Below are 20,787 nucleotides of genomic sequence, written 5' to 3'. Positions count from 1 at the left end.
ATAATAAATATTTTATACTATGAAAATCTCTTTTTTCTTACTCATTCCTTACAAATTGCTTACGTCCAAAATAGCTTCTATTATAGGATAGAAGGAGCATTTGTGCCGTAAACCCCAAAGTTTTTCCAAATAAATATATTAATTTAAAAGAAACACAGAGTTTTTTTCACTTCTGTACTGCCCCGTTTCCACAACCAGAAGTGAGCTGTCCCATAAGTCGGTGTCACCGACTTTGATATGCTCCTCTTAGTTTCCCCCTTAATCTATCGATGAACGTAATGTTCACTTGTTGCAACTGATTTTACCGGAACTGGATCTATTTCATGAAACAAATCAAATTACATTTAAAATAAAAAACTAGTCTATTTTGAAAACTTCCTTCACTTTTATTTAACGGTTATTCTATATAAAATATAAAAATTTAATGTCCGTTTATTTAATTTTAAATTTATGATATATTCAAAATATTAATCATGCAAAGTTAATAAAATGAAAACAAGGTAAATTTATGAAAAAATATTTTATATTCATACTAAAATCACATAGTTTTTAGTATATAAAGGAGATTCAAAATTTGAATAAGCATTTAACCAAAATTACATTAATAAGCGGTATCGCTCTTATACTTTATCATTTTTTTAAATGGTATTTAGTTGAATTCCTTACCCCATTTGTTATGCCGTTTCTTTCAATAATAGTTCATGGATTGTTTTTCTTAATATTAATTTTCACAATCATACACCTCATCAAATACAAAAATTGGAAACCGTTAATTATTCAACTAATCATAGTAATTACTTGGATATGTATACCATTTAATGAGATTTATATAAATTTAGATTTTATTATCTATAAAGAAGACCGTGAAAAAGTTATAGCACTTATAGAACATAAAGAATTAACTCCTAATGTTCATTATGATAGTAGACAAATTCATTTACCTAAACATTTTGCATCCACTTCCAAAAACGGTGGGGATGTAATTATTCAACAAAATAAAAATAGTATTTCTGTTTTCTTTTTTACTTATCGTGGTATATTAGATAATTTTTCAGGATTTATTTACACACCAAATGATACTAGACCAAACAAATACGACTTTAATAATGAATATAAAGAAATCACAAAAATAGAAAAAAACTGGTATTATGTCACATCATATTAAAGAACACAAAAATTTTCTTTTAATTATATTAAAAACATACCGTATTTATAGAAAGGGAATGCTTGTATACTATATACTAATCTGTACTGCCTTCCCTAATTAGGCCCAACACGAATTCTTGTCGTATTAGCTCATTCAAGGTGATGAAATTTTTTACAAGCGATACATCTTTTTTATCATATAGGTCGCTTTAACACCACTCAATATAGAGGTTGCTGTTTAAAATGACTCGAACCTTAACATAGGAGTAGCATCACACATCCATCAACTTAAGAATTTTCTCGTTTTGGATTATTTGTTTTTCTCAGCTTGATTGTGACAGGGCACTGCCAACAAAAAGCGATTTTCGTACGCTAAGATTCTTTCAACATAAAGATTGTTGATAACTTGTACGTGTCAGTAATACCATCTAGCTGTAGAGTGCCGAAAAAAAGTGAAGCAAACAAAAAATAACTCCAAAACCAACTTGTATTGTATATTTTGAAGTTACTTGACGTTTACTTTGCAACGAAAGAGAACCGCAACACTGCCTAAAACCTGGGCGCTTATCACATCCACAAACACAACAAATTAAGAAGCCTTCTTCATTTATTGTTGCTCTTTAATTTGTTCAGCAATAGCTGCAACATGAATACATTCCGTATATAGGTCGTCAGCATCTGTATCTTTCACGCTAACTTTTATACTTGTATACTCAAAATCCCTTTGATTTGTTTTTGGATGGTAAAACATGTTTCTCTACTCTTTCATATAGAGTAAGCAATTGCTTGATAAAAGAAAATTTCGGTACTAACCAATACGAAAATAACGCTGAAACACATCCTATTAAAGCCCCCATTGCAACATCAAAAGGATAATGAACCCCTACCCAAATACGAGAGATCGCTACACAAAATGCAAGTATAATCCATAACCATCCAGTCTTTTTACGAACAATCCAAAACGAAAAACAAATCGAAAAAAAGAGAATCGTATGGTCACTAGGAAATGAATTATCTACAGCATGGTCGACAAGTTTATTAACATCAGGCAATACTGCAAACGGTTGATAATTCAAATGAAATTTCCCTGCTATTTTTCCAATCACCTCAGCAATCACAAAAGCAACCATCGCTTGAATAACCATCACCCTACTTTTTCTGGACCCGGTAAACCAATAAGCTATAATAATTAAACCAAAAATATATACCATATATTCTGCCAAAAATACCATGGCTGAGTTTAGGAATGAATATTGTTTACCTAAATCATTAATTGCTCGAAAAATATCAATATTGAATTGAGAAAAAGACATTTTCAAATCCCTCCTTTATAGTAAGGTGTTTAACTGATTGCCATATACCTTCATTACATGAATAGTTTTGATTATTGTACTCATCCAAAAATACCAACCTTCTTGTACGCTTATAATTTTATTATGGGAAAAAAGGTTTAAATGGGACTTAACTACTTCTTAACTATGTGAATGTACTGTTTCTTCCTCTAACATGACGTTTTCACTTAAAAAATAAGCGGCATACGTACGTATATTTCGACTAACGTTTTTAAACGCGAGCTGAGAAAGCGTCATCTTCCTTCCTCTCCCACGCTTTTTTACTTTCATAAAAATAGGCATCACCATGAGTATGACATCTCCTTCTTCTTTCTTCTTTTTCACTATAATAAAAAAAGAAAAAGGAAAACATCGAACTTTCTTACATACATTCGTGCATTCTTACAGTTTTGTCATTTTGTAAATGTGTTCATCGCCTTGCCTTTCGCTATTTTCAAAAACTCTTGTAACTCTAGGTTTATATTCGTCTTTCGGTATGCAACGGCTAGTTCCGCAACAATTTTAGAATCACATATTTCTTTGTAGACAACTTCTGATTGATATAATTTATTTGCAGACACCTATCCGCTGTTAATTAAATAAGAAAAATTATATGTTTCTAATACATGTTTTTGATCGAGCTTTAATTTAAACCTACAAAAAAATAAGGAAAGTACCCAAAACGACCGTTTATGGTACTTTCCTTATTTTTATCCAGATTGAGAAAAATACTATTCAAATTCAGTTTCAAAACTCATTACCAAAAATAAACGCTCCTAACATATTAGTCATATACAATATGTTAGGAGCGTGATATTTTAAGGGTTTTTTGGATTTAGGTCTTGATAATATACGCTAAGCAATCTTTTATATAAAAAAGCCGATTCCCTGTAATCTAAAGGATAATCGGCTTTTTGCTATTCATTTATTTGTAGTAGTTGAAGAAATTCTAAAGGTATAATCATATTAATTATTATCTATAAAACAATCCGTTTCTCAGTTTCTGAATCAAAGTAATGAACTTTGTCCATGTTTAAACCGAGCTCTATATTTGATTGACTTTGCACATCTAAAGATGTGTCCACACGTGCAACAAAAGATTGTCCATTAATGTTAGAATATAGATATGTTTCTGCCCCCATTAATTCTGCTACATCAATCGGTACTGTTACTTTTGCGTTATATGACAAAGCCTCGATTGCTTTTCCATAATAAAAGTCTTCTGGACGTATTCCTATTATGATTTCTTTATTCGTATAGCCGTTATTTCGCAAGTCTTTCATCTTCTCTTCCGGCACTTCAATTTTCCACTTATCAATCATAACTGCATTATCTGTTAATACTCCTTTGAAAAAATTCATTCCAGGAGAACCAATGAATCCGCCAACAAATACATTCTCTGGATTATCATACACTTCTTTTGGTGTACCGACTTGTTGTACAATACCATCTTTTAGTACAACTAAGCGCGTTGCCATCGTCATAGCTTCTATTTGATCGTGTGTAACATACACAGTTGTTGTTTGCAGGTGCTTGTGTAATTTTGTAATCTCAGCACGCATTTGAACGCGCAATTTCGCATCTAAGTTTGATAAAGGCTCGTCCATTAAAAATACCTTTGCATTTCGAACAATCGCTCGGCCTAAGGCAACACGCTGACGCTGCCCACCTGAAAGTGCTTTTGGCTTTCGGCTTAAATACTGCTCAAGCCCAAGAATTTTTGCTGCATGTTGCACACGTTGGTCAATTTCTTCTTTACTATACTTTCTTAGTTTTAATCCAAATGCCATGTTTTCATACACACTCATATGCGGATAAAGTGCATAGTTTTGAAATACCATTGCAATATCTCTATCTTTCGGTGTAACATCATTTACACGTTTTCCGTCAATATAAAAGTCGCCTTCTGAAATCTCTTCAAGTCCTGCAATCATACGTAATGTTGTAGATTTCCCACACCCTGAAGGGCCAACCAAAACGATAAATTCTCCATCATTTACTTCTAGGTTAAAATCTTTTACGATTGTCACATCATGATCATATTTTTTGTAAATGTTTTTGAATGATAGTTGAGCCATAATATCCTCCTAGAATTTGAGCTATATTTATAGATATTGTTAAAAATTATGATGACATGAATTATAAAATCTTCGAAATATCCTTCATACTGTCTAAAATATAATCCGCTTTCCCTTCTAGATCTTCTTTCCTACTTGCACCCGATAAGACGCCCACTACTTTAATGTTACTATTTCTCGCAAATGTAACGTCTGTTAATGTATCACCTACCATTAGTACATCTTCTTCAGTTAATGAAAATTTTTCTTTAAACATATGATAAAAGTCACTTTCAGGTTTTGTTCTATTCACACCGTCATCTGCACCTAAAAAATCTACATAATCATATAACTCAGTCATTTTTAGAGAATGAATCGCTGCATCAACATCGTCTGCCGTAACAACCCCAATAATATATTCATTGTCTTTTAAATATCGTAACGTTTCCTTTGCACCTTCCACTTCTGTAAATACAAGATCATCTGCTGTAGAGTACTTTTTGAATAGAAGACATACATTTTGAATAAAATCCTCTTTATTCACATGTTGATTTTCTAACAACGAATACCATGCAGCCGCAATGAAGTAATTTGTGCGACATGCTAGTAAACTCGTACTCTCAAAATCGTTATCATTCATACCAATAATCGATAAGTAATCATCTCGTTTACTTTTTTCATTTGGATACGTTTGAAATATATCATCTAACACACGATGCACAATCTTGTACCAAACTGAATCTAACTGTATTAATGTTCCATCTTTATCAAAAATAATCGCTTTATTCACCTTTTATTCCCCCTATAACTTCATTCCATGTTTTTATATTTTTATACTGAACTTTATTATGAATAGGATTAATAAACGCTACTAATTCGTCCTCTTCCCATCCCTCAACTCTAGCGTACGCCCCTTCATTTAAAGAGAATGCAAAGGTTACATCGCTTCCGTATTCTTTTTCAATCGTTTGTCCATTTATAAGTAGTCTCCACTCACACGGTTTGTCAGTAGCAATGTTGTAAATAATATTTCCTTTAGCCTCATCACCGACATAAATCGTTTCACCTTCGTTTTGAATATCTATCGCTAGTTTTCTAAATCGAGAGAAATAAATTCTTCCGTTTTTGATCGCAAATTTTAAGTTTTTAATTGATAAACCGTTACATAATACATATGTTCCTGGATCACCGTAAATTGATGGGTCTTTTGATCCTGGGAAGGTTTTAGACGGATGTAAATGAGAATCACTTCCTCCTATTCCCCAGATTTTAAGACCATTTGACCACATTTGATCGAAACAACGCAAAGCTTCTAAAGTAGATGATTTACTTTTTTTATAAGTTGGATCACACATAATTTCCATCGTATGAACATTTTCTAAGTTAATATTCACTTGGTTCGCCCAAGGCTTCATAAACGGATGATTCACACTCAATAAATAGCCTTTTTCTTTCGTGAGTAAAAATAGTGCATTCATTTTTTCAGCGCTAAATGCTTCATCTACATACTCTGTAAAATCAATGAATTCTCTTATACCAAATATGTTGTAATGACCGAAAGGAGTTGTAAGTTCCATAGATGGTATAATTAATGTGTTTCCTTTTTGATACGATGGCATAACAATATTGTGTTCCGTCGCATATAAAAAATCTAATTCTTGTTTTTCACATACTGTCATTCCAAGTTCATCATCTATCTCTCCGTCTGTTAAATCTGTATGTTCATGAAAATCCCCTTTGTACCAGCGATATTCTTCATTTACTACCTTATTAAAACGGTCTTCATCGATAAAAACATTTCCCTTACAAAAATGATCTCTATTATACTTACGTTCCAACTGATCGTTCACTACTATATTTACTGTATAGTCAACTTTTTCTCCGGTAAACTTTACTACTTTCTTTGCACAATGCGGAATATAGACGACTTCTAATTCCCAATTACCTGACTCTATTTCTCCTCCACTACAACCTGCGGAACAAAACTTTAAATCTTTCGAAACGACTAGTTTTTCATTTGTAACTGGAGTTTGATATTGTATACGTACATAACCGTTCGGGTCTCGCAAGATTAATAAAAGCGGGATTTTCCGGCTGTCCCCTTGATCAATAGTTAATGTGAAATTTTTAATATCAGTTTCATCCATTTGGAAACAATGTTTATTTTTTACGAATGGAGAGAGTGTTATCGTACTTGTTATTTCGATCATCGTTCTCACACCTTTTTACGTTTTAATGATGGAATTTTAGAGGCACTTCCTTCGTTCAAAAGCACCTCATGTTGGTAATATTACTTCTTCTTTTTCAGAACTTTATCTAACTCTTCTTGCGCAACTTTAGCTGCTTCATCTAATGCTTTTTTCGCTGGAACTCCTTCAATCTCTACTTTATCTTTCGCTACATTTAAGGCGTCATTAATTTTACCGCCCGTTGGATCTACAAATGGTCCCACTCCATTATTATTAGCTTGTTCTAATGGAACTAATGCTTGTGGTTGTTTTTTAACGAATTCAGCATATGGACCATAATCTGTTACATTGTTACGAACAGGGATATAGCCTGTTGCCATTGACCATTCAGCCGTTTTCTCAGTGCTTGTCGCAAATTTCATAAAGTCATACGCGCCTTTTGCTACTTCTGGATCAATATTTCTCGTTAATGTGAATAAGTATGTTTCTAATTTTGGCGCTGGTTTATTATTCCCCCAAGCTGGTTGAGGTAATGCTTCAAAAGTGTTAAGACGTTCTTCTTCCGTCATTCCTTTACCTAATGATTTAAAAACAAATCCTTGATCACCAGATGATCCTGTAAATCCTAATGTTCTACCTTCAACTAAATCAATTACAGTTTTATCCCAATATTCCCATCCAGTACCACCTGAATGTATTTTCATAATTTTATCTTCATGTAGCCATGTACGGAATTTCTCCCATACCGAAACCCAAGTGTCATCGTTAATTAATACTTTTTTACCATCTTCGCTTAATACGTTTCCACCGGCACTGCGAACCGCATCAATTAAATTGGAAGTTCCCCACATTGGCATCCAGCCCGCATATGTCACATTTCCATTTTCACCACGTTTTGCGACTGTTTTTGCTACCTTTTCTACACCTTCCCACGTCTTTAAATCAACTTTTGTAAAGCCATTCTCTGCTAATGCTTTTTTATTGTAATAAAGAATTTGCGTTGTACCGTAGAATGGAATTCCATACAACTTCTCGTCAATTGTTGCTTGCTCCATAAACCCTTTTCCATAATCTTCTTTTTTGAAATTAGTATCATTTTTAACATATTCATCTATAGGTGCGATTAACTGTTTTTTAGCATATTCTTGAATGACATCAGAACCTAGTAATGCAATTGCTTCTTGGTTATTCGCTGCAAAGCCACTTTGTAACTTTTGATATGACTCATCGTAGCTACCCGCTTTTGTCGTTTTCACTACATATTTGTCCTGACTTTTATTGTATTCTTCCACAATCTTATCTACACGATCTGCAAGAGAGCCCCCTACTCCATTAATGAATGGAACAACAACCTTCTCCCCTTCTTTACTCGCTTTAACCGTACTTCCTTTTCCGCCTGAACAACCCGCAAGTGCACCAACAAACAGTGTTATAACTGTTAGAAGCATGAATAATTTTTTCATCCCACAACTCTCCTTTACTATTTAATTACCCCTTTATTCCTGAATCAGTAACACCAGATAAGAACCATTTTTGTAGAATCAAAAATACGATTAAGAGCGGCACTGTTGCGATTGTACTTGCAACCATAATGTGTGACCAATCTCGCCCTAAGGAACTATTAATGAAATAATCAGCAATTCCATTCGTAATTAACTTTTGCGTATTATCTTTCAATATAAGAGCTGGCCAGACGTAATTATTATAATTACCAATAAATGTGACCAATCCTAGTGTTACAAATGATGATCGTGTCATTGGAAAAATAATTTTCCAAAGAATACGCCAATCACTTGCTCCATCAATTTTGGCTGCTTCTACTATTTCAAAACCAACTTTGTGAAACGATTGTTTTAAATAGAAAATACCGAATACGCTAACAGCCATAGAAATCATGTATCCAAAATGTGAATCAAGTAGCCCGAATTTCCCTAACATTACATATACAGGAACATACGAAACAGCTCCAGGAATCATATAGGTTGCCATCACGACACTAAATGTAATATTTTTACCTTTAAACTTGTAAAATGCTAACATATAAGCAAACAGTGCAGATGAAACGAGCACATATATAGTAATGATGAAAGATGTATAAAAACTATTAAATAAATATGTGTTAAATGGTAGTATGTCTAATACTTGCCGATAATTTTCCCAGTGAAATTCTTTAGGCCAAAAACCTCCTTGTAATACTTCACTAGATGTTTTAAACGAACCAAGTACCATCCATATGAACGGAAAAACAAATAGTATACTTGATAATGCTAAAAAGAGATGCTTTACGATTAATGGACCTTTTTTCATATTATTCACCTTAATAGTTCACCCACTTATCACCTATTATTTTGTTAATAACAGATAGGAAAATTGTAATAATTAGTATGATAAATGCGATTGCTGTTGCAGATCCCATATCAAACTGTTCAAACCCTTGTTGGAAGAATAAATACAGTAACGTACGCGTCGAACCACTAGGCCCACCTTGTGTTAAAATCTTTATTTGATCGTAAGCCTGCACCGAAGAAATTGTATTGACGACAACTAAGAAGAAAGTTGTTGATGAAACCATCGGCAGTGTTACATATCGGAATTTCTGCCATGAATTTGCCCCATCAATACTAGCTGCTTCATATAAACTATCTGGAACTTTTTCTAATGCACCGATATAGAAGATCATTGTCCAACCAACTAATTTCCAAACCGTCATAATAATGACTGCTAACATCGCTGTTTGACTACTTTGAAGCCAGTCCAAACCTGGTATCCCGAAAAAGTTTAGCACTTTATTAATAACTCCAAATTGAGGTTCATATAAAAGTGACCACACAATGGATACAGCTATTGTTGGCGTTACCCAAGGTGAAAAAATCATTAATTGGTACAATGCGGAACCTTTAAATTTTTTTCGGAAGAATAATGCGAAACCTAAGCCCAATGCAATTGTTGGAATGACTGTTCCAATTCCGAAATAAAACGTATTGAGCAATGCTTGCATAAAAGAATCTTGTGTAAATAAATTAAAATAGTTTTCTAAACCAACAAAGTTAAAATCATTCGTCATAAAATCCCAATCAGTAAAACTAATACCTAAACTAATGAAATTCGGAATAATCCAAAACAAGATTAGAGGTATTCCAACTGGTAGTAAAAAGAACACAGCTTTTGATAGTTTTATTTGCATTCTTGCCACCTCCTAATTCATATTGTACGGGTACATTATTAACACAATGTTGTTAATTTGTTAACTAATTGTAAAAAAACAACAAATTAACAAAATAAAACAACATATAAACAAGAAAAGAAGACCATTTCTCAACTTACTAAGAAATAGTCTTCTTTTAGTTTTTCTATACTGTTATTACTTCAACCCCATTACTTGTTAGCACATTTTGCCATGATTCATCAAGCTTTGCATTCGTATACAATGCATCTATATCACTAAAACTCCCGCTTTTATAAAACTTTGTTAAATTAAACTTTGACTCATCAGCCATCATTACAACTTGTTTTGCATTATTCTTTAACTGCTTAAATATTTGTGCATCTTCAATATACGAACATGTCAGTTCTTTTTCTAATGAAATACCATCACAAGAAGCAAATAATTTATTAACAGTGAAATGATCCAGATAGTTTAACGTCATTTCTCCAGACAATGCTAAGGAATTCGTATTCAATATTCCCCCTATGACTATTAACCTACAATCAAAGGAATCATACTGGTCTTTCAGCTCAATAATTTTATTTACAGCTGGTATCGAGTTTGTTAAAATTGTCAAATTCTTTTTATCGTATATGTAATCTAAAATTTGCATTGTGGTTGTCCCAATTTCAATTGCGATAATATCATTATCTTCTACAATTTTACTTGCTTCCATTGCAATTTTTCGTTTTTCTTCAATATTCTCAGATCGACGTTTATCAAAATGAAATTCTAGTGTTTGATCTTTCTTCTTAATTGCACCACCATGTATTTTCGTAAGCTGCCCTTCCTTGTGCAACATATCTAAATCTCTTCGTATCGTTTCTGTTGTAACATTTAATACCTTTGCTAAATCATTTACCATCACTCGGTTATACTTTTCTAATTCATCTAGTATGTGTTTTCTTCGTTCAAATTGTGTGTACGATTTCATTTCATTAACACCTCGTCAAATTACGCAAAATATTGATTTTCTAAAAACTCTTATTATAAGAAAGACTGAATCGTTACTTTTAACATAACATCATTTACAGAAAGAAGGAACGATTATCTTTACTATATTTCGTCAAAGGAACAATGATATATATCACCTTGTTATATTCACCATACTTTTTTATAAAGAGTAGTACTTTTTATTTTCATCTGAAATTTAAATTTACTTAACAATAAAAACACGATTATAATAAATAAAAATTTATTGTTAAACGATAAATTTCATGTTAGATTAAATAGACAATTAATAAATGAGGTGCTTTATATGAAACAAGGATCAACACTCTTTTTAAAGACAGCTATTATTCTGATTGGAATCCCTGTTCTTGCTTTGTGTATATTTTTAGTTCCTAACATAGGGAATTATGCAGCGGAATTGTATCCCGATATTGCATATATAAAATATCTTATTTTAATCAATCTGTATGCAACGGTGGTACCTTTTTATTTCGCTCTGTATCAAGCTTTTAAACTTGTAAGCTTCATTGACAAGGGTAACGCTTTCTCGAAATTATCTGTTAGAGCTTTAAAAAAGATAAAAAACTGCGCAGTAACAATCAGTATTTTATATGTGGTAGGTATGCCACTCTTCTATCTTGTGGCGGAAAGAGATGATGCACCTGGTATTATTATACTTGGCATGCTCCTAATCTTTGCTTCAATGGTTATCGCAGTCTTTGCTGCCGTTCTCCAAAGACTTCTAAAAGATGCGATAGATATAAAATCAGAAAATGATTTAACGGTCTGAGGTGAATAACATGGCAATTATCGTGAATATTGATGTAATGCTAGCGAAAAGAAAAATGAGCGTAACTGAACTTTCAGAGAAGGTTGGAATTACAATGGCTAACCTTTCTATATTAAAAAATGGAAAAGCAAAAGCAATTAGAATTACAACTTTAGATGCTATTTGTAAAGCATTAGAATGCCAACCTGGGGATATTTTAGAATATCAACCTGAAGATACCGAATAAAAAGAGTCCTTCTATTAATGAAGGACTCTTTTTATTGCTCATTACGGTGCAAAGCTAACTTGACCAGTCAATACTAAAATAATTGCGATTATCCAAAATATAACAAATGATGAGGACAGTATTAATGAAATAATAGCAAGCCCCTTCTTCTCAGTTTTTTTCGTCATTGTGATTATTGAAAGTATGATACCTATGCCTGTCAGAGCAATTGTAATATAATCTCCCACTATATTACCTGCATTCGCTATCCTTGTCGGTGTAATAAAAACGAACAGAAAACATAAAATGCCGATGAGTAAAGATATATAGCTTATTATACTGTACTTCTTTTTAGGAACTATTTCAGTTTTCATACTAACCCACCCCTTCTCTATAGCTATGAGTTCATATTAGCACAAATAACCATAATTTGGTTAAAGCAAAAAAGATACAGCGGAAATTCCCACTGTATCTGCTTTTTATTTAATAACTAAACCTGCTATTTCTTCTTTATCATTATAAGTTATAATAAATGTCCGTTGTTCTTTACTATATTTCGCTACAAGAATAACAGTATATAAACCATCTTTTTCTTCAATCGATTGTTTTTCAATTTTTTCGAACGTACCAGCTTTCTCAATTACAGGTGTAAGATCTTTCATCTTTTCTTCTGGCAATGCAGCTTTCATTTTACTATCAAATTTTTCGTGTACTTCTTTATAATTTGCTTCATTTAATAGTGATACAATTTCTTCCGCCTTCGGAATAAAGTTTTTTGATGTACTTTCATCTACTTTATTACCGGTACATGCTGCAAGTGCGAACGCCGCGATAGCACTTATAATAATTAGTAACATTCTTCTCATTTTAATACACCCTTTCTTTTTAAAATGAAACTATAACTAAAAACGAGTAAAGCACAAATTGCTATTGAAACTTCTGACATAATGATCCCGCTTTTCCCTGGTACATATTGCAATATAATACCAGCTATTGCATTTACAGTCCCATGGATGAGAATTGCATATACAACATAACGAAATTTCTTTTGGACGACAGCTTGCAATACAATGAAGGAAAGCCCAATATGCAATACCATCGCGAAGATGCGCTCAATACCGCCAAAATAGTAACTGTCACCATTTTGAATGACTGTTTGTGACAATAATAGGGATATTACCGGCATACCAACTATCAACACCGCCTCAATACCACCATGCCCTGCTCCAAATAAAAAACCAGACTGCCAATCTCGTTGCTTCATAAAATAACGCATTGCAATAAAACGAGCTATCTCTTCAAAAATACCAGCTGATAAACTAAGCAAAAGTACAAATAGTACAGGCTGCATAACAGAAAACATTTGAAAATTTGTGCTAGTTCCATTTACATAATTCAGTATTGGTATGCGAATCAATATTTGTGATACAACAAAAGCCAATACACCTAACATATATGGAATATAGCGTTTCTTCCAAAAAGCATATAAAAGTGCAACAAGCGGTAAACCAAAGCTAATCATTGCTGTAAAAATAAGACCATTCATCTCGCTTCACCTCTTACTTGAAGTGTATAAAAACGAGTGAAGAAAGTATGTAGTTCTTTCCTATTCGGTTTCATTTTAATCATAGATGGTCATTTCATCTCTTTTAATATGAATGTTTGCGTGAAATAAGGACTTACATAAGTTGTTTCTAACGTCGCGTTATTTGTTTTATTCATGATACGTTTTAATGAGAATAGCCCGTATCCTCGAGCTCCTTCTTTACTTGAATGGTTTTTCTCATAAATTTTTTGTAAATCAATCGCTTCACTCTTTGAACTATTACGCACAATAAAATATTGTCGTGAATCCATTTCAAAGAATGCGATTTGCAATATCTTTTCCTCACTATGCATTGCTTCTTCAATTGCATTGTCTACTAAAACTGAAATGATGCGGATAAATGAAATAATCGTCATTGAAACCCTTTCAATGTTCTCTGGTATATCGAGCATTACTTTTATTTGTTGGTGCTGGGCAGTGCCAACTTTCGCCCTTAATACACTTCTCACTTCAGGAATATGTACGCGAGATAATTTCGCAATATCAAGTTCATGATCATTTATTGTTTTTAACGTAGGAGCTATAACGTCATAGTACACTTGCTCAATTTCTTTCACATTTTTTGTACGTATCCCCTCTTCTAACGATAGTAATACATTCATATAATCATGACGGAAACTAGCAAGCTCGTCATGCATATCCTCTAATTTCTCCACATAATCTAATAACTCTTTATCTAAGCGTTTTTCATGCTCTTCTTGTAACTTTGCTTTCGATAAGTGTGAACTTATAAGTACTATGATGACTAATAATAAAAATACAATAATCGCTGAAATATAACTTACATCACTGTATTGTTGATTTAGCTTTGCTAAAAACTCAGTAGATGGCCGAGTTAAAATTAGTTCAATAACAAATCCGACAATTAATAATATATAAGTTACATAGTATAACGGACTACCTACTATATATTGAGCAATTTTTTGAATTCTTTTGCGAGCTACTAAAATACCGATAAAAGTAAGTGTCGATACGATAAGATGAATCATGCTACCTGTCCATAAATATAAATTGAATGGCGTTAACATAAAGATTTTCATTCCTAAATCAAATAGCAACATTTTCACTAACGTTATAATCACCATGCTCACTAGTGCAAAATATAAATTATGCTTCAATTTCAATTCATTTTGCATTAATCCTAAGCTTATTAAAAATAACACAATGGTACTATTCAACTCTGGATATCTCGTTACCGTTACAACAATCGCAAGTAAAATAATGAATACTGCACTTAAAGCTATTAACATTCTAACTGACAACCTGTTGTACCGGATTAATTGAATGTATAAAAACGTATGGCTCATACTAGTAAGCAGTATTGCAAATAAATCATAAATATACATTATATCTCACCCTTTAATATGTTACGTACTTTACTCACTAAACGACGTGATACTGGAATACGTTTCCCGCTTTTTAAAACTATCATTTTTTGCTTCGCATCATAAGAAGACATTTGCTTCGTATTCACGATATATGATTGATGGCAACGAAATAAGCGTTCATCTATTATTTCAATCTCCTTTAATGTTCCATAAAAATAAACGATTCGATCTAACGTCACTAACGCTAAACGATGCGGTTCATCAGTCATAACATATTCAACTTCATGAAAAGGAACCCGCACAGTCGCATTACTATTTTCAATGATAAAATCATCGGATGGAATGAGGTGTTTATTACGCACTTCATATTGAAGTAAACATTGTTCAAAAACTTTACGCCTTTCCTCGTATGGCAACCCTTTATCAATAAAAGTTAAAGCTGATACCATATATTGATATGAAATAGGTGCAAATTCAGAATGTGTCGTTACAAATACAATAATTCCTTGCGTATCATACTTTCGTATCTCTTGCGCCACGTTTAAACCTTTACGCTCTTCTCTTTTTATCTCTATATCTAAAAAATAGATTGGGACATACCTTGCCTTAGGAATGTTAGTAATGATGTTTTCACTTTTGCTAGTCACCTCTATAAAATCAAAAGGTAACATATATTTCTCGCAAATCTCTTCAACTAGCCGCTTCATTTGCTGTGCTTGTATGACATCATCTTCTAAAATGAAAATACTCATGTTATCACTCGCTTTATTGAAATCTATTATTAGAATAACATGATTACTTACAAATACTGAATAATATTCCCTAAATTTTCATATTCAATGATAATTAACATCGTTTTTTCTATATATTAAAAAGGCATTTGAAGTACTATTATAGAATTTAGATTAGAGGTGATTTTTAATGAATAGTATACAAATAGAAATAAATATACTAAATAAATGGATTGAACAATTTCTACCTGAATATGATTTATTCTTTTTCCCTGCAAAGTACGGAACTGTAGTAAAACATTTCAATTCTAATACTTTACTTATGTCTAAAGAAGAATTTTCTAACCATTCCATCTTCAACAATATTGATAGTAGAAATAGCTATCAAGTATGGAATATTCATAAAGACATTCAATTCGTTTGTGTAGCAAACCCTAGTTTGATTACTCAATGGGACAAAGAAACACGTAAAAGCATATTCCAAACTCAACTTGAAGTAAACAGAGGTTCTATTTATAAATGGGATATTATTGAATCAATATTGGAAGATATCCGATCTACTTCAATTAAAACTTCCATATTGGAACTCTTATCTTTTTATTCGTTTGAAAATGATTCAAAACGCTATATAAGTATGCAAAAATCACTATGGGATAACTTACATAAAGAATTTCAATATAAATTTCTACTTTTACTAACGACACAATTTGTTTGTCAAACTTCATTAAGTGCAGAGCAAATCAAAAAGTTTGAAGGAAAGTTTCCCCATATTGCTCCGTATTTTAATACTTTTTCTACTGCAAACGGAGCAAACTGTCTTGCAGCTACTTTAGCAAGTATTTGTACCGAAAAATCTGAAGCGCAATGGGTTATTACGAAATGGGTACATGATAATAGTTTTCTAAAAGGTTTAATAATGAAAGGATATGGGGTGAAATCAGTTTCTATCGATTCTTTACTGCCTAGCGATATCCTTGTGTGGAAAAATGAAAATAACAAAATTATACACGCTTCTTTTCATCTAGGAAACGGCTATTTCTTTAATAAAGATGGTCAATCATTCTTTAATCCATGGCAATTAGTAAATATAGATAATTTGTTGCATACATGGGGGAAAGAACGTATTGAAGTATATAGAAAATAAAAATACAATTGCTCTAAAAATTAAAGACTGTACCTTTAAATTTAAAGATACAGTCTTTAATAAAAACTTACTTTATAAAGAAACCTCTCTATCAATCACTACCTTAAAAAATTCCGCGTAATGCGATAAAGAATAATCCGCTACATCACAATTCCCTTGAAACATACATGTTGAAATACCTAATTCTTTTGCAGGTAATAAATCTAATTCTCTATCACCAATAGCTAAATCAATCTTATGCTTTTTATGCAAATAATCATAAGATAAAGCGTTCGGTTTTCGGGGGAAACCATCGTCAATTGTAACCATGTCTACGAAGTATTTGTTCCAGCCGTAATATTCTAAAATTCCCATAACCCCCGCCCTATGTTTATGGGTCATAATCACATTTTTATCCGCATATTTCAAAATCTCTTCGACACCTGCAAAAGGTTTCATATCTTTTGGATTGAATTTTCCCTTCAAAATTTTAATCTTTTCTTCCTGTTCGCATGAAATATTATAATACTGAATTGCATGAGAGTATGATATTTTTAGGTTTTTGTATATTTCTTGTTCATCTACACTATCACCCAATATTTCAGATAGCATCATTGTATATGCAGGATACGTATCAAATAACGTACCATCAAAGTCCCATAAAATATTCATTGTATTCACCTTTCTATTTTCCAATCATTGTATGACTAAATTTGCCCGATCCTTCGGCAATTCCATTTCCAAATAATAATCCTCTGCTTTCCAATACCTATTTTGAAACTTCGAAAGTTTCTTTTGTGTCTCTTCGCTTTCTCGCAGAAATCTTGTCTCTCTTGGACAATCTAAATACACCATATAATGAAAGAAATCTCTCCATTCTTTTCGCTGAAGAAAAACTCCTTCTACAATTATTACACCTACTAAAGGAAGCTGTATTTCTTTCATTTCACATGAGTCTGTTTCATCATGATAAAAAGGTAATTCTAATTCAATGTCGCTTTGTAACTTTTGAAAAAGGTTTCGTAGTAACCGATCGATATCCCACTGAAGGCTGTAGTACTCATACCACTCTGCAAATCCAGTATTATATCGCTTATTTCGCTCGGTAATGTGATCATCAATATGAAAAATATGAAACGAGATTCCACTTCGTTTCATATTTTCTTCTAATTTTTTTACCAATGTTGTTTTACCCGAACGACTTAGTCCGTCTATACCGATTATAAATCGCTCATCTTTATGTTCCTGAATAACTTTCATTATATCATTTGTGCTCATTGCTTTTTCCAATCTTCTTTTAATAATGAATAAACGACCGTATCATGAGCAACATCATTTTGAATCATATATTTTCGAAGTAATCCTTCTTCTTGAAACCCGACTTTCTTTAATAAATTACGGGAAGCTTCATTTTCTATATATACGACAGCTGCAATTCTTATAAAGTGCAACGTTTCAAATCCGTAAGCTAGCATTGCTTGCAGTGCTTCAGTCGCGTATCCTTGTCCCCAATATGTATCATCTAGCTCATAGCCAATTTCAGCTCGTTTATGGTGATTGTTAATTAAATGAAACCCACACGTACCGATTAATTGATCCGTACCTTTCTTCTCTATCCCCCAGCGAAACACATTTCCCTCTTCATTACGCTTTCTAAACGTTTGAATAGTCGTTTTCGCTTGCTCAATATTTTCGAAAGAGTCCATTCCGAAATAACGAATAACAGATTCTTTTGAAAAATAATGGAACATCGCTTCTGCATCTAATAGTGTAAGTTCTCTTAATAGTAAACGTTCTGTTTCTAATTTTGGAAACCCCATCCTCTTTTTCTCCTTCTATTCTAATGAACTACAAATTTCAATATAATTACCGTCTGGATCGGCAATGTAAGCAATTGTTTGTCCCCACGGTTTTACGATTGGCTCAACTAGAACTTTAACCCCTTGTTCTTTTAATTTCTCAATCGTTCCCTTTACATCTTCTACAACAAACCCTAACTCAAAATGAGAAGATTGTAGTACACCTTCTGTAAGAGGTAGTCCCGTTAACGCCTTAACATCCTCTCGTGTATTCATCGCTAAAATTGTTGCTCCTGTTTCAAATTCAATATATGTACCGTGTTCAGCTCTTATTGGTAATTTTAAAATTTCTTTATAAAACTGAAGACATTGTTCAAACTTTTCTACATATAAAATAATGTATTTCATTTTTAAGTTCATAATTATTCCCCCTTTACCTTCACCTCTAAAAATTCGACAAATGTTTTTAAAAACCTTGTACCTCATAGAGCCGAGCACAAAAAAATGAGGCCGATTTCTCGGCCCCCCAGCTTATTGGCATAAAACAGGAGATTTGGTTTGGACATAACCAGTTCGTACTTTTATTATATTTTATTTTTTCTGAATTTTAAATACATTAAACACCTATTTATATTGAGAAAGTTTTTTTACTTGCATAAAATCATACCGCTTAAGAAATGCTACAAATGGAGGTGTATACATATGGAACCAATGCTATGTCCAAGTTGTAAAACGAACCGAACTCGCTTTAATATTCTTGAGCAACAAGTAAAACCAGTCAAATTAAATCCACAAACTGGTCAAGTAGAAGAAGAATACACAAATGAAACGATGAACGCTTTTCATATGGCTTATCAAGGACCTACTTACCGCGTCCAATGTGCTGTATGCGGGCTTGTTGAAAACCCAGAACAATTTATTAAACCTGCTCAAAATCAGTCTTTTTCTTAAACATTTTTATTACCCCCTACCAATTTTCTATAGGGGGTTTTCCATTTAAAATGTTAATAAAAAAATGTTTTTCTTCCTTATTATAAGTTACACCCCACACCTTTTTAGTCATCTTTTATTTTTTGCCCTCTATATGGATCGTTTTTTCTTCATTTATTATTTTGGGATTTATTATTTATGTTACTGTTATTTTTGTACCTTTATACAGATTTTTATTATATAAAAAAGAGTGAACAAAATACAATTATTTAGAAACTAAAGAAGTTGATTCCGACTCCTGACTTTCTCTTAAAATCAACTTCTTTTTAACTCCACTCTTTATTATAATATTTCACTTTTTAGTTTCTTAATTTTCCAAGAAAGTCTTATAAAGAAGTATATCCACATACAACCTGTAAGACCTGTCATAATTTTCGCCCAAATTGGCACTCTTGATTCCATCGGGCTTAAAAATAGGTTATACATTGATGGTAATATACTTGCTGATATAATAACAAGGAATAGCAGTAATTCATTTAGTTTTTGTATCCTCGTCTCCTTTTCTGAGTATATATCGGGCAATTCATTTACCTCTTCTACTTCTTTACAAAAATAATTCCATCTTGTAAAACTCGTCACGCGTTTCCAACCTGACATTTCGTATATTTCAAAATACTCTTGTTGTTGTTCTTTCGAATCTCTATAAACCAATCTAAAATCAGCTTTATATATTACATCTTTTGGCTCAGTTTTCTTAAACGTATACATTAAATTGTATTTTTGTAATGCCCAACCTTTTTGATGCATCTTTCGTAAAAAAGCTTCTTCTTTTTCTAAATTCCATGCCGTAAAAAATTTAAATACCCTTTTTGTCTCCATCTTCCATTCACTCCCCTAATATACTATGTCCATTCCTTACAGATCTCTGCAACCTGTTGTACTCCAGCTCTAACACTTCTCTACCAAATGGTGTTAACTCATAGCACTTCTTTCTGTCTGTAGAGGCAACTTCAACAATTAACTTCTCTTTTAATAACTTCGTCGTATTGCCGTATAAAGTACCGGGGCCGAGCTTTACTTCCCCATTTGTCATCTCTTCTACCATTTGCATAATTCCGTAACCATGCATTGGCTTCACAAGTGACAATAATATGTAGTATGTTGCCTCAGTTAACGGAATATATTTTTGCGCTTTCGCATTCATTATAATTACCTCCGATACATCGCTTACTAATATATCGAATTACGATATATCGTATGTCGATATTATATAATCATATTCCAAAATATGCAAGAGTAATTTAATAATTAAATATCCATTTCTTTGAATTAAAAAATCATATCAATTTTCTGAATAATTTGTTAAAATATAGAAATATCCACTTTTATTTTGAAA

The 20,787-nt window shown here is 32.4% G+C and carries 27 protein-coding genes; 5 read left to right on the top strand and 22 right to left on the bottom strand.

The genetic code is table 11. From position 1 onward, the window contains the following. Positions 1 to 574: 574 nt before the first annotated feature. Positions 575 to 1,165 carry a hypothetical protein gene (locus QCI75_RS12225; protein ID WP_144506323.1) on the top strand — a complete coding sequence of 197 codons (591 nt, stop codon included), beginning with the start codon at positions 575 to 577 and terminating at the stop codon, positions 1,163 to 1,165. Between the two features lie 588 nt (positions 1,166 to 1,753). Here the strand turns inward: QCI75_RS12225 and QCI75_RS12220 are convergent. The 11 genes from QCI75_RS12220 to QCI75_RS12170 form a co-directional block, all read right to left on the bottom strand. Further along, positions 1,754 to 1,897, bottom strand: a complete 144-nt coding sequence (locus QCI75_RS12220; RefSeq protein WP_186320890.1) for a hypothetical protein — start codon at positions 1,895 to 1,897, stop codon at positions 1,754 to 1,756. Beyond that, complete coding sequence (locus QCI75_RS12215) at positions 1,860 to 2,459, bottom strand: undecaprenyl-diphosphatase (RefSeq protein ID WP_144506324.1); 600 nt, start codon at positions 2,457 to 2,459, stop codon at positions 1,860 to 1,862. The genes QCI75_RS12220 and QCI75_RS12215 overlap by 38 nt, the downstream gene beginning before the upstream one ends. Before the next feature lie 159 nt (positions 2,460 to 2,618). Continuing rightward, positions 2,619 to 2,822, bottom strand: a complete 204-nt coding sequence (locus QCI75_RS12210; RefSeq protein WP_353760562.1) for a hypothetical protein — start codon at positions 2,820 to 2,822, stop codon at positions 2,619 to 2,621. 68 nt (positions 2,823 to 2,890) lie between these two features. After that, the gene (locus tag QCI75_RS12205) at positions 2,891 to 3,058 is read right to left on the bottom strand and encodes a type 2 periplasmic-binding domain-containing protein (RefSeq protein ID WP_186320891.1); all 168 of its coding nucleotides are present in this window, start codon (positions 3,056 to 3,058) and stop codon (positions 2,891 to 2,893) included. A 396-nt stretch (positions 3,059 to 3,454) separates the two neighbouring features. Beyond that, positions 3,455 to 4,555, bottom strand: coding sequence for an ABC transporter ATP-binding protein (locus QCI75_RS12200; protein WP_144506325.1), 1,101 nt, complete (start codon positions 4,553 to 4,555; stop codon positions 3,455 to 3,457). Positions 4,556 to 4,616: 61 nt separating this feature from the next. Continuing rightward, positions 4,617 to 5,324 carry an HAD family hydrolase gene (locus tag QCI75_RS12195; protein ID WP_144506326.1) on the bottom strand — a complete coding sequence of 236 codons (708 nt, stop codon included), beginning with the start codon at positions 5,322 to 5,324 and terminating at the stop codon, positions 4,617 to 4,619. Continuing rightward, complete coding sequence (locus tag QCI75_RS12190; protein ID WP_144506327.1) at positions 5,317 to 6,744, bottom strand: CehA/McbA family metallohydrolase; 1,428 nt, start codon at positions 6,742 to 6,744, stop codon at positions 5,317 to 5,319. Before QCI75_RS12190 ends, QCI75_RS12195 begins: the two co-directional genes overlap by 8 nt. Positions 6,745 to 6,824: 80 nt before the next feature. After that, positions 6,825 to 8,186: an extracellular solute-binding protein gene (locus tag QCI75_RS12185; protein ID WP_353760561.1), complete on the bottom strand. Its 1,362-nt coding sequence runs from the start codon at positions 8,184 to 8,186 to the stop codon at positions 6,825 to 6,827. A gap of 25 nt (positions 8,187 to 8,211) precedes the next feature. Continuing rightward, positions 8,212 to 9,030, bottom strand: coding sequence for a carbohydrate ABC transporter permease (locus QCI75_RS12180; protein WP_144506329.1), 819 nt, complete (start codon positions 9,028 to 9,030; stop codon positions 8,212 to 8,214). 10 nt (positions 9,031 to 9,040) lie between these two features. Beyond that, on the bottom strand, positions 9,041 to 9,907 hold the full coding sequence (locus QCI75_RS12175) for a carbohydrate ABC transporter permease (protein ID WP_144506330.1): 867 nt from the start codon (positions 9,905 to 9,907) through the stop codon (positions 9,041 to 9,043). Between the two features lie 166 nt (positions 9,908 to 10,073). Beyond that, positions 10,074 to 10,862 (bottom strand): DeoR/GlpR family DNA-binding transcription regulator, encoded by a 789-nt coding sequence (locus QCI75_RS12170; protein ID WP_144506331.1) that lies wholly within the window; start codon positions 10,860 to 10,862, stop codon positions 10,074 to 10,076. 324 nt (positions 10,863 to 11,186) lie between these two features. Between QCI75_RS12170 and QCI75_RS12165 the strand changes: the two genes are divergently transcribed. Together QCI75_RS12165 and QCI75_RS12160 are read left to right on the top strand one after the other, a co-directional pair. Then, positions 11,187 to 11,669 (top strand): DUF2975 domain-containing protein, encoded by a 483-nt coding sequence (locus QCI75_RS12165; protein WP_144506332.1) that lies wholly within the window; start codon positions 11,187 to 11,189, stop codon positions 11,667 to 11,669. 10 nt (positions 11,670 to 11,679) lie between these two features. Then, positions 11,680 to 11,895: a helix-turn-helix domain-containing protein gene (locus QCI75_RS12160; RefSeq protein ID WP_144506333.1), complete on the top strand. Its 216-nt coding sequence runs from the start codon at positions 11,680 to 11,682 to the stop codon at positions 11,893 to 11,895. A gap of 41 nt (positions 11,896 to 11,936) precedes the next feature. On the opposite strand, the gene QCI75_RS12155 is transcribed toward QCI75_RS12160, so the two are convergent. From QCI75_RS12155 to QCI75_RS12135, 5 genes are all read right to left on the bottom strand, one after another. After that, positions 11,937 to 12,248 (bottom strand): hypothetical protein, encoded by a 312-nt coding sequence (locus QCI75_RS12155; protein ID WP_144506334.1) that lies wholly within the window; start codon positions 12,246 to 12,248, stop codon positions 11,937 to 11,939. Between the two features lie 105 nt (positions 12,249 to 12,353). After that, the gene (locus QCI75_RS12150) at positions 12,354 to 12,740 is read right to left on the bottom strand and encodes a DUF3887 domain-containing protein (protein WP_144506335.1); all 387 of its coding nucleotides are present in this window, start codon (positions 12,738 to 12,740) and stop codon (positions 12,354 to 12,356) included. Next, positions 12,737 to 13,420, bottom strand: coding sequence for a YhfC family glutamic-type intramembrane protease (locus QCI75_RS12145; protein WP_353760560.1), 684 nt, complete (start codon positions 13,418 to 13,420; stop codon positions 12,737 to 12,739). The genes QCI75_RS12150 and QCI75_RS12145 overlap by 4 nt, the downstream gene beginning before the upstream one ends. Before the next feature lie 89 nt (positions 13,421 to 13,509). After that, positions 13,510 to 14,826 carry a GHKL domain-containing protein gene (locus QCI75_RS12140; RefSeq protein ID WP_353760559.1) on the bottom strand — a complete coding sequence of 439 codons (1,317 nt, stop codon included), beginning with the start codon at positions 14,824 to 14,826 and terminating at the stop codon, positions 13,510 to 13,512. Next, complete coding sequence (locus QCI75_RS12135; RefSeq protein WP_353760558.1) at positions 14,826 to 15,560, bottom strand: response regulator transcription factor; 735 nt, start codon at positions 15,558 to 15,560, stop codon at positions 14,826 to 14,828. Before QCI75_RS12135 ends, QCI75_RS12140 begins: the two co-directional genes overlap by 1 nt. A 169-nt stretch (positions 15,561 to 15,729) precedes the next feature. Here QCI75_RS12135 and QCI75_RS12130 point away from each other — a divergent pair, with 169 nt between their 5' ends. Continuing rightward, complete coding sequence (locus QCI75_RS12130; protein WP_353760557.1) at positions 15,730 to 16,683, top strand: hypothetical protein; 954 nt, start codon at positions 15,730 to 15,732, stop codon at positions 16,681 to 16,683. 72 nt (positions 16,684 to 16,755) lie between these two features. Here QCI75_RS12130 and QCI75_RS12125 read toward each other — a convergent pair whose 3' ends face one another. Genes QCI75_RS12125 through QCI75_RS12110 form a run of 4 tightly spaced genes read right to left on the bottom strand, consistent with a single transcriptional unit; the run spans position 16,756 to position 18,881 of the window. Continuing rightward, on the bottom strand, positions 16,756 to 17,334 hold the full coding sequence (locus tag QCI75_RS12125; protein WP_353760556.1) for an HAD-IA family hydrolase: 579 nt from the start codon (positions 17,332 to 17,334) through the stop codon (positions 16,756 to 16,758). Between the two features lie 24 nt (positions 17,335 to 17,358). Next, positions 17,359 to 17,940, bottom strand: coding sequence for a kinase (locus tag QCI75_RS12120; protein ID WP_353760555.1), 582 nt, complete (start codon positions 17,938 to 17,940; stop codon positions 17,359 to 17,361). Next, positions 17,937 to 18,482: a GNAT family N-acetyltransferase gene (locus tag QCI75_RS12115; RefSeq protein WP_000506647.1), complete on the bottom strand. Its 546-nt coding sequence runs from the start codon at positions 18,480 to 18,482 to the stop codon at positions 17,937 to 17,939. The genes QCI75_RS12120 and QCI75_RS12115 overlap by 4 nt, the downstream gene beginning before the upstream one ends. A 15-nt stretch (positions 18,483 to 18,497) precedes the next feature. Beyond that, positions 18,498 to 18,881 (bottom strand): VOC family protein, encoded by a 384-nt coding sequence (locus tag QCI75_RS12110; protein WP_001049872.1) that lies wholly within the window; start codon positions 18,879 to 18,881, stop codon positions 18,498 to 18,500. 282 nt (positions 18,882 to 19,163) lie between these two features. Here QCI75_RS12110 and QCI75_RS12105 point away from each other — a divergent pair, with 282 nt between their 5' ends. Further along, on the top strand, positions 19,164 to 19,412 hold the full coding sequence (locus tag QCI75_RS12105) for a hypothetical protein (protein ID WP_000433610.1): 249 nt from the start codon (positions 19,164 to 19,166) through the stop codon (positions 19,410 to 19,412). 321 nt (positions 19,413 to 19,733) lie between these two features. Here the strand turns inward: QCI75_RS12105 and QCI75_RS12100 are convergent, their stop codons facing one another. Together QCI75_RS12100 and QCI75_RS12095 are read right to left on the bottom strand one after the other, a co-directional pair. Further along, the gene (locus QCI75_RS12100; protein WP_353760554.1) at positions 19,734 to 20,270 is read right to left on the bottom strand and encodes a DUF2812 domain-containing protein; all 537 of its coding nucleotides are present in this window, start codon (positions 20,268 to 20,270) and stop codon (positions 19,734 to 19,736) included. A 7-nt stretch (positions 20,271 to 20,277) separates the two neighbouring features. Continuing rightward, a complete protein-coding gene (locus tag QCI75_RS12095) occupies positions 20,278 to 20,595 on the bottom strand; it encodes a PadR family transcriptional regulator (protein WP_353760553.1) in 318 nt (105 codons plus the stop codon). Between the last annotated feature and the right edge of the window lie 192 nt (positions 20,596 to 20,787).

Source organism: Bacillus cereus group sp. RP43, assembly GCF_040459645.1.
Classification (GTDB): Bacteria; Bacillota; Bacilli; order Bacillales; family Bacillaceae_G; genus Bacillus_A; species Bacillus_A mycoides_C.
This window is presented reverse-complemented; position numbering and strand designations above follow the sequence as displayed.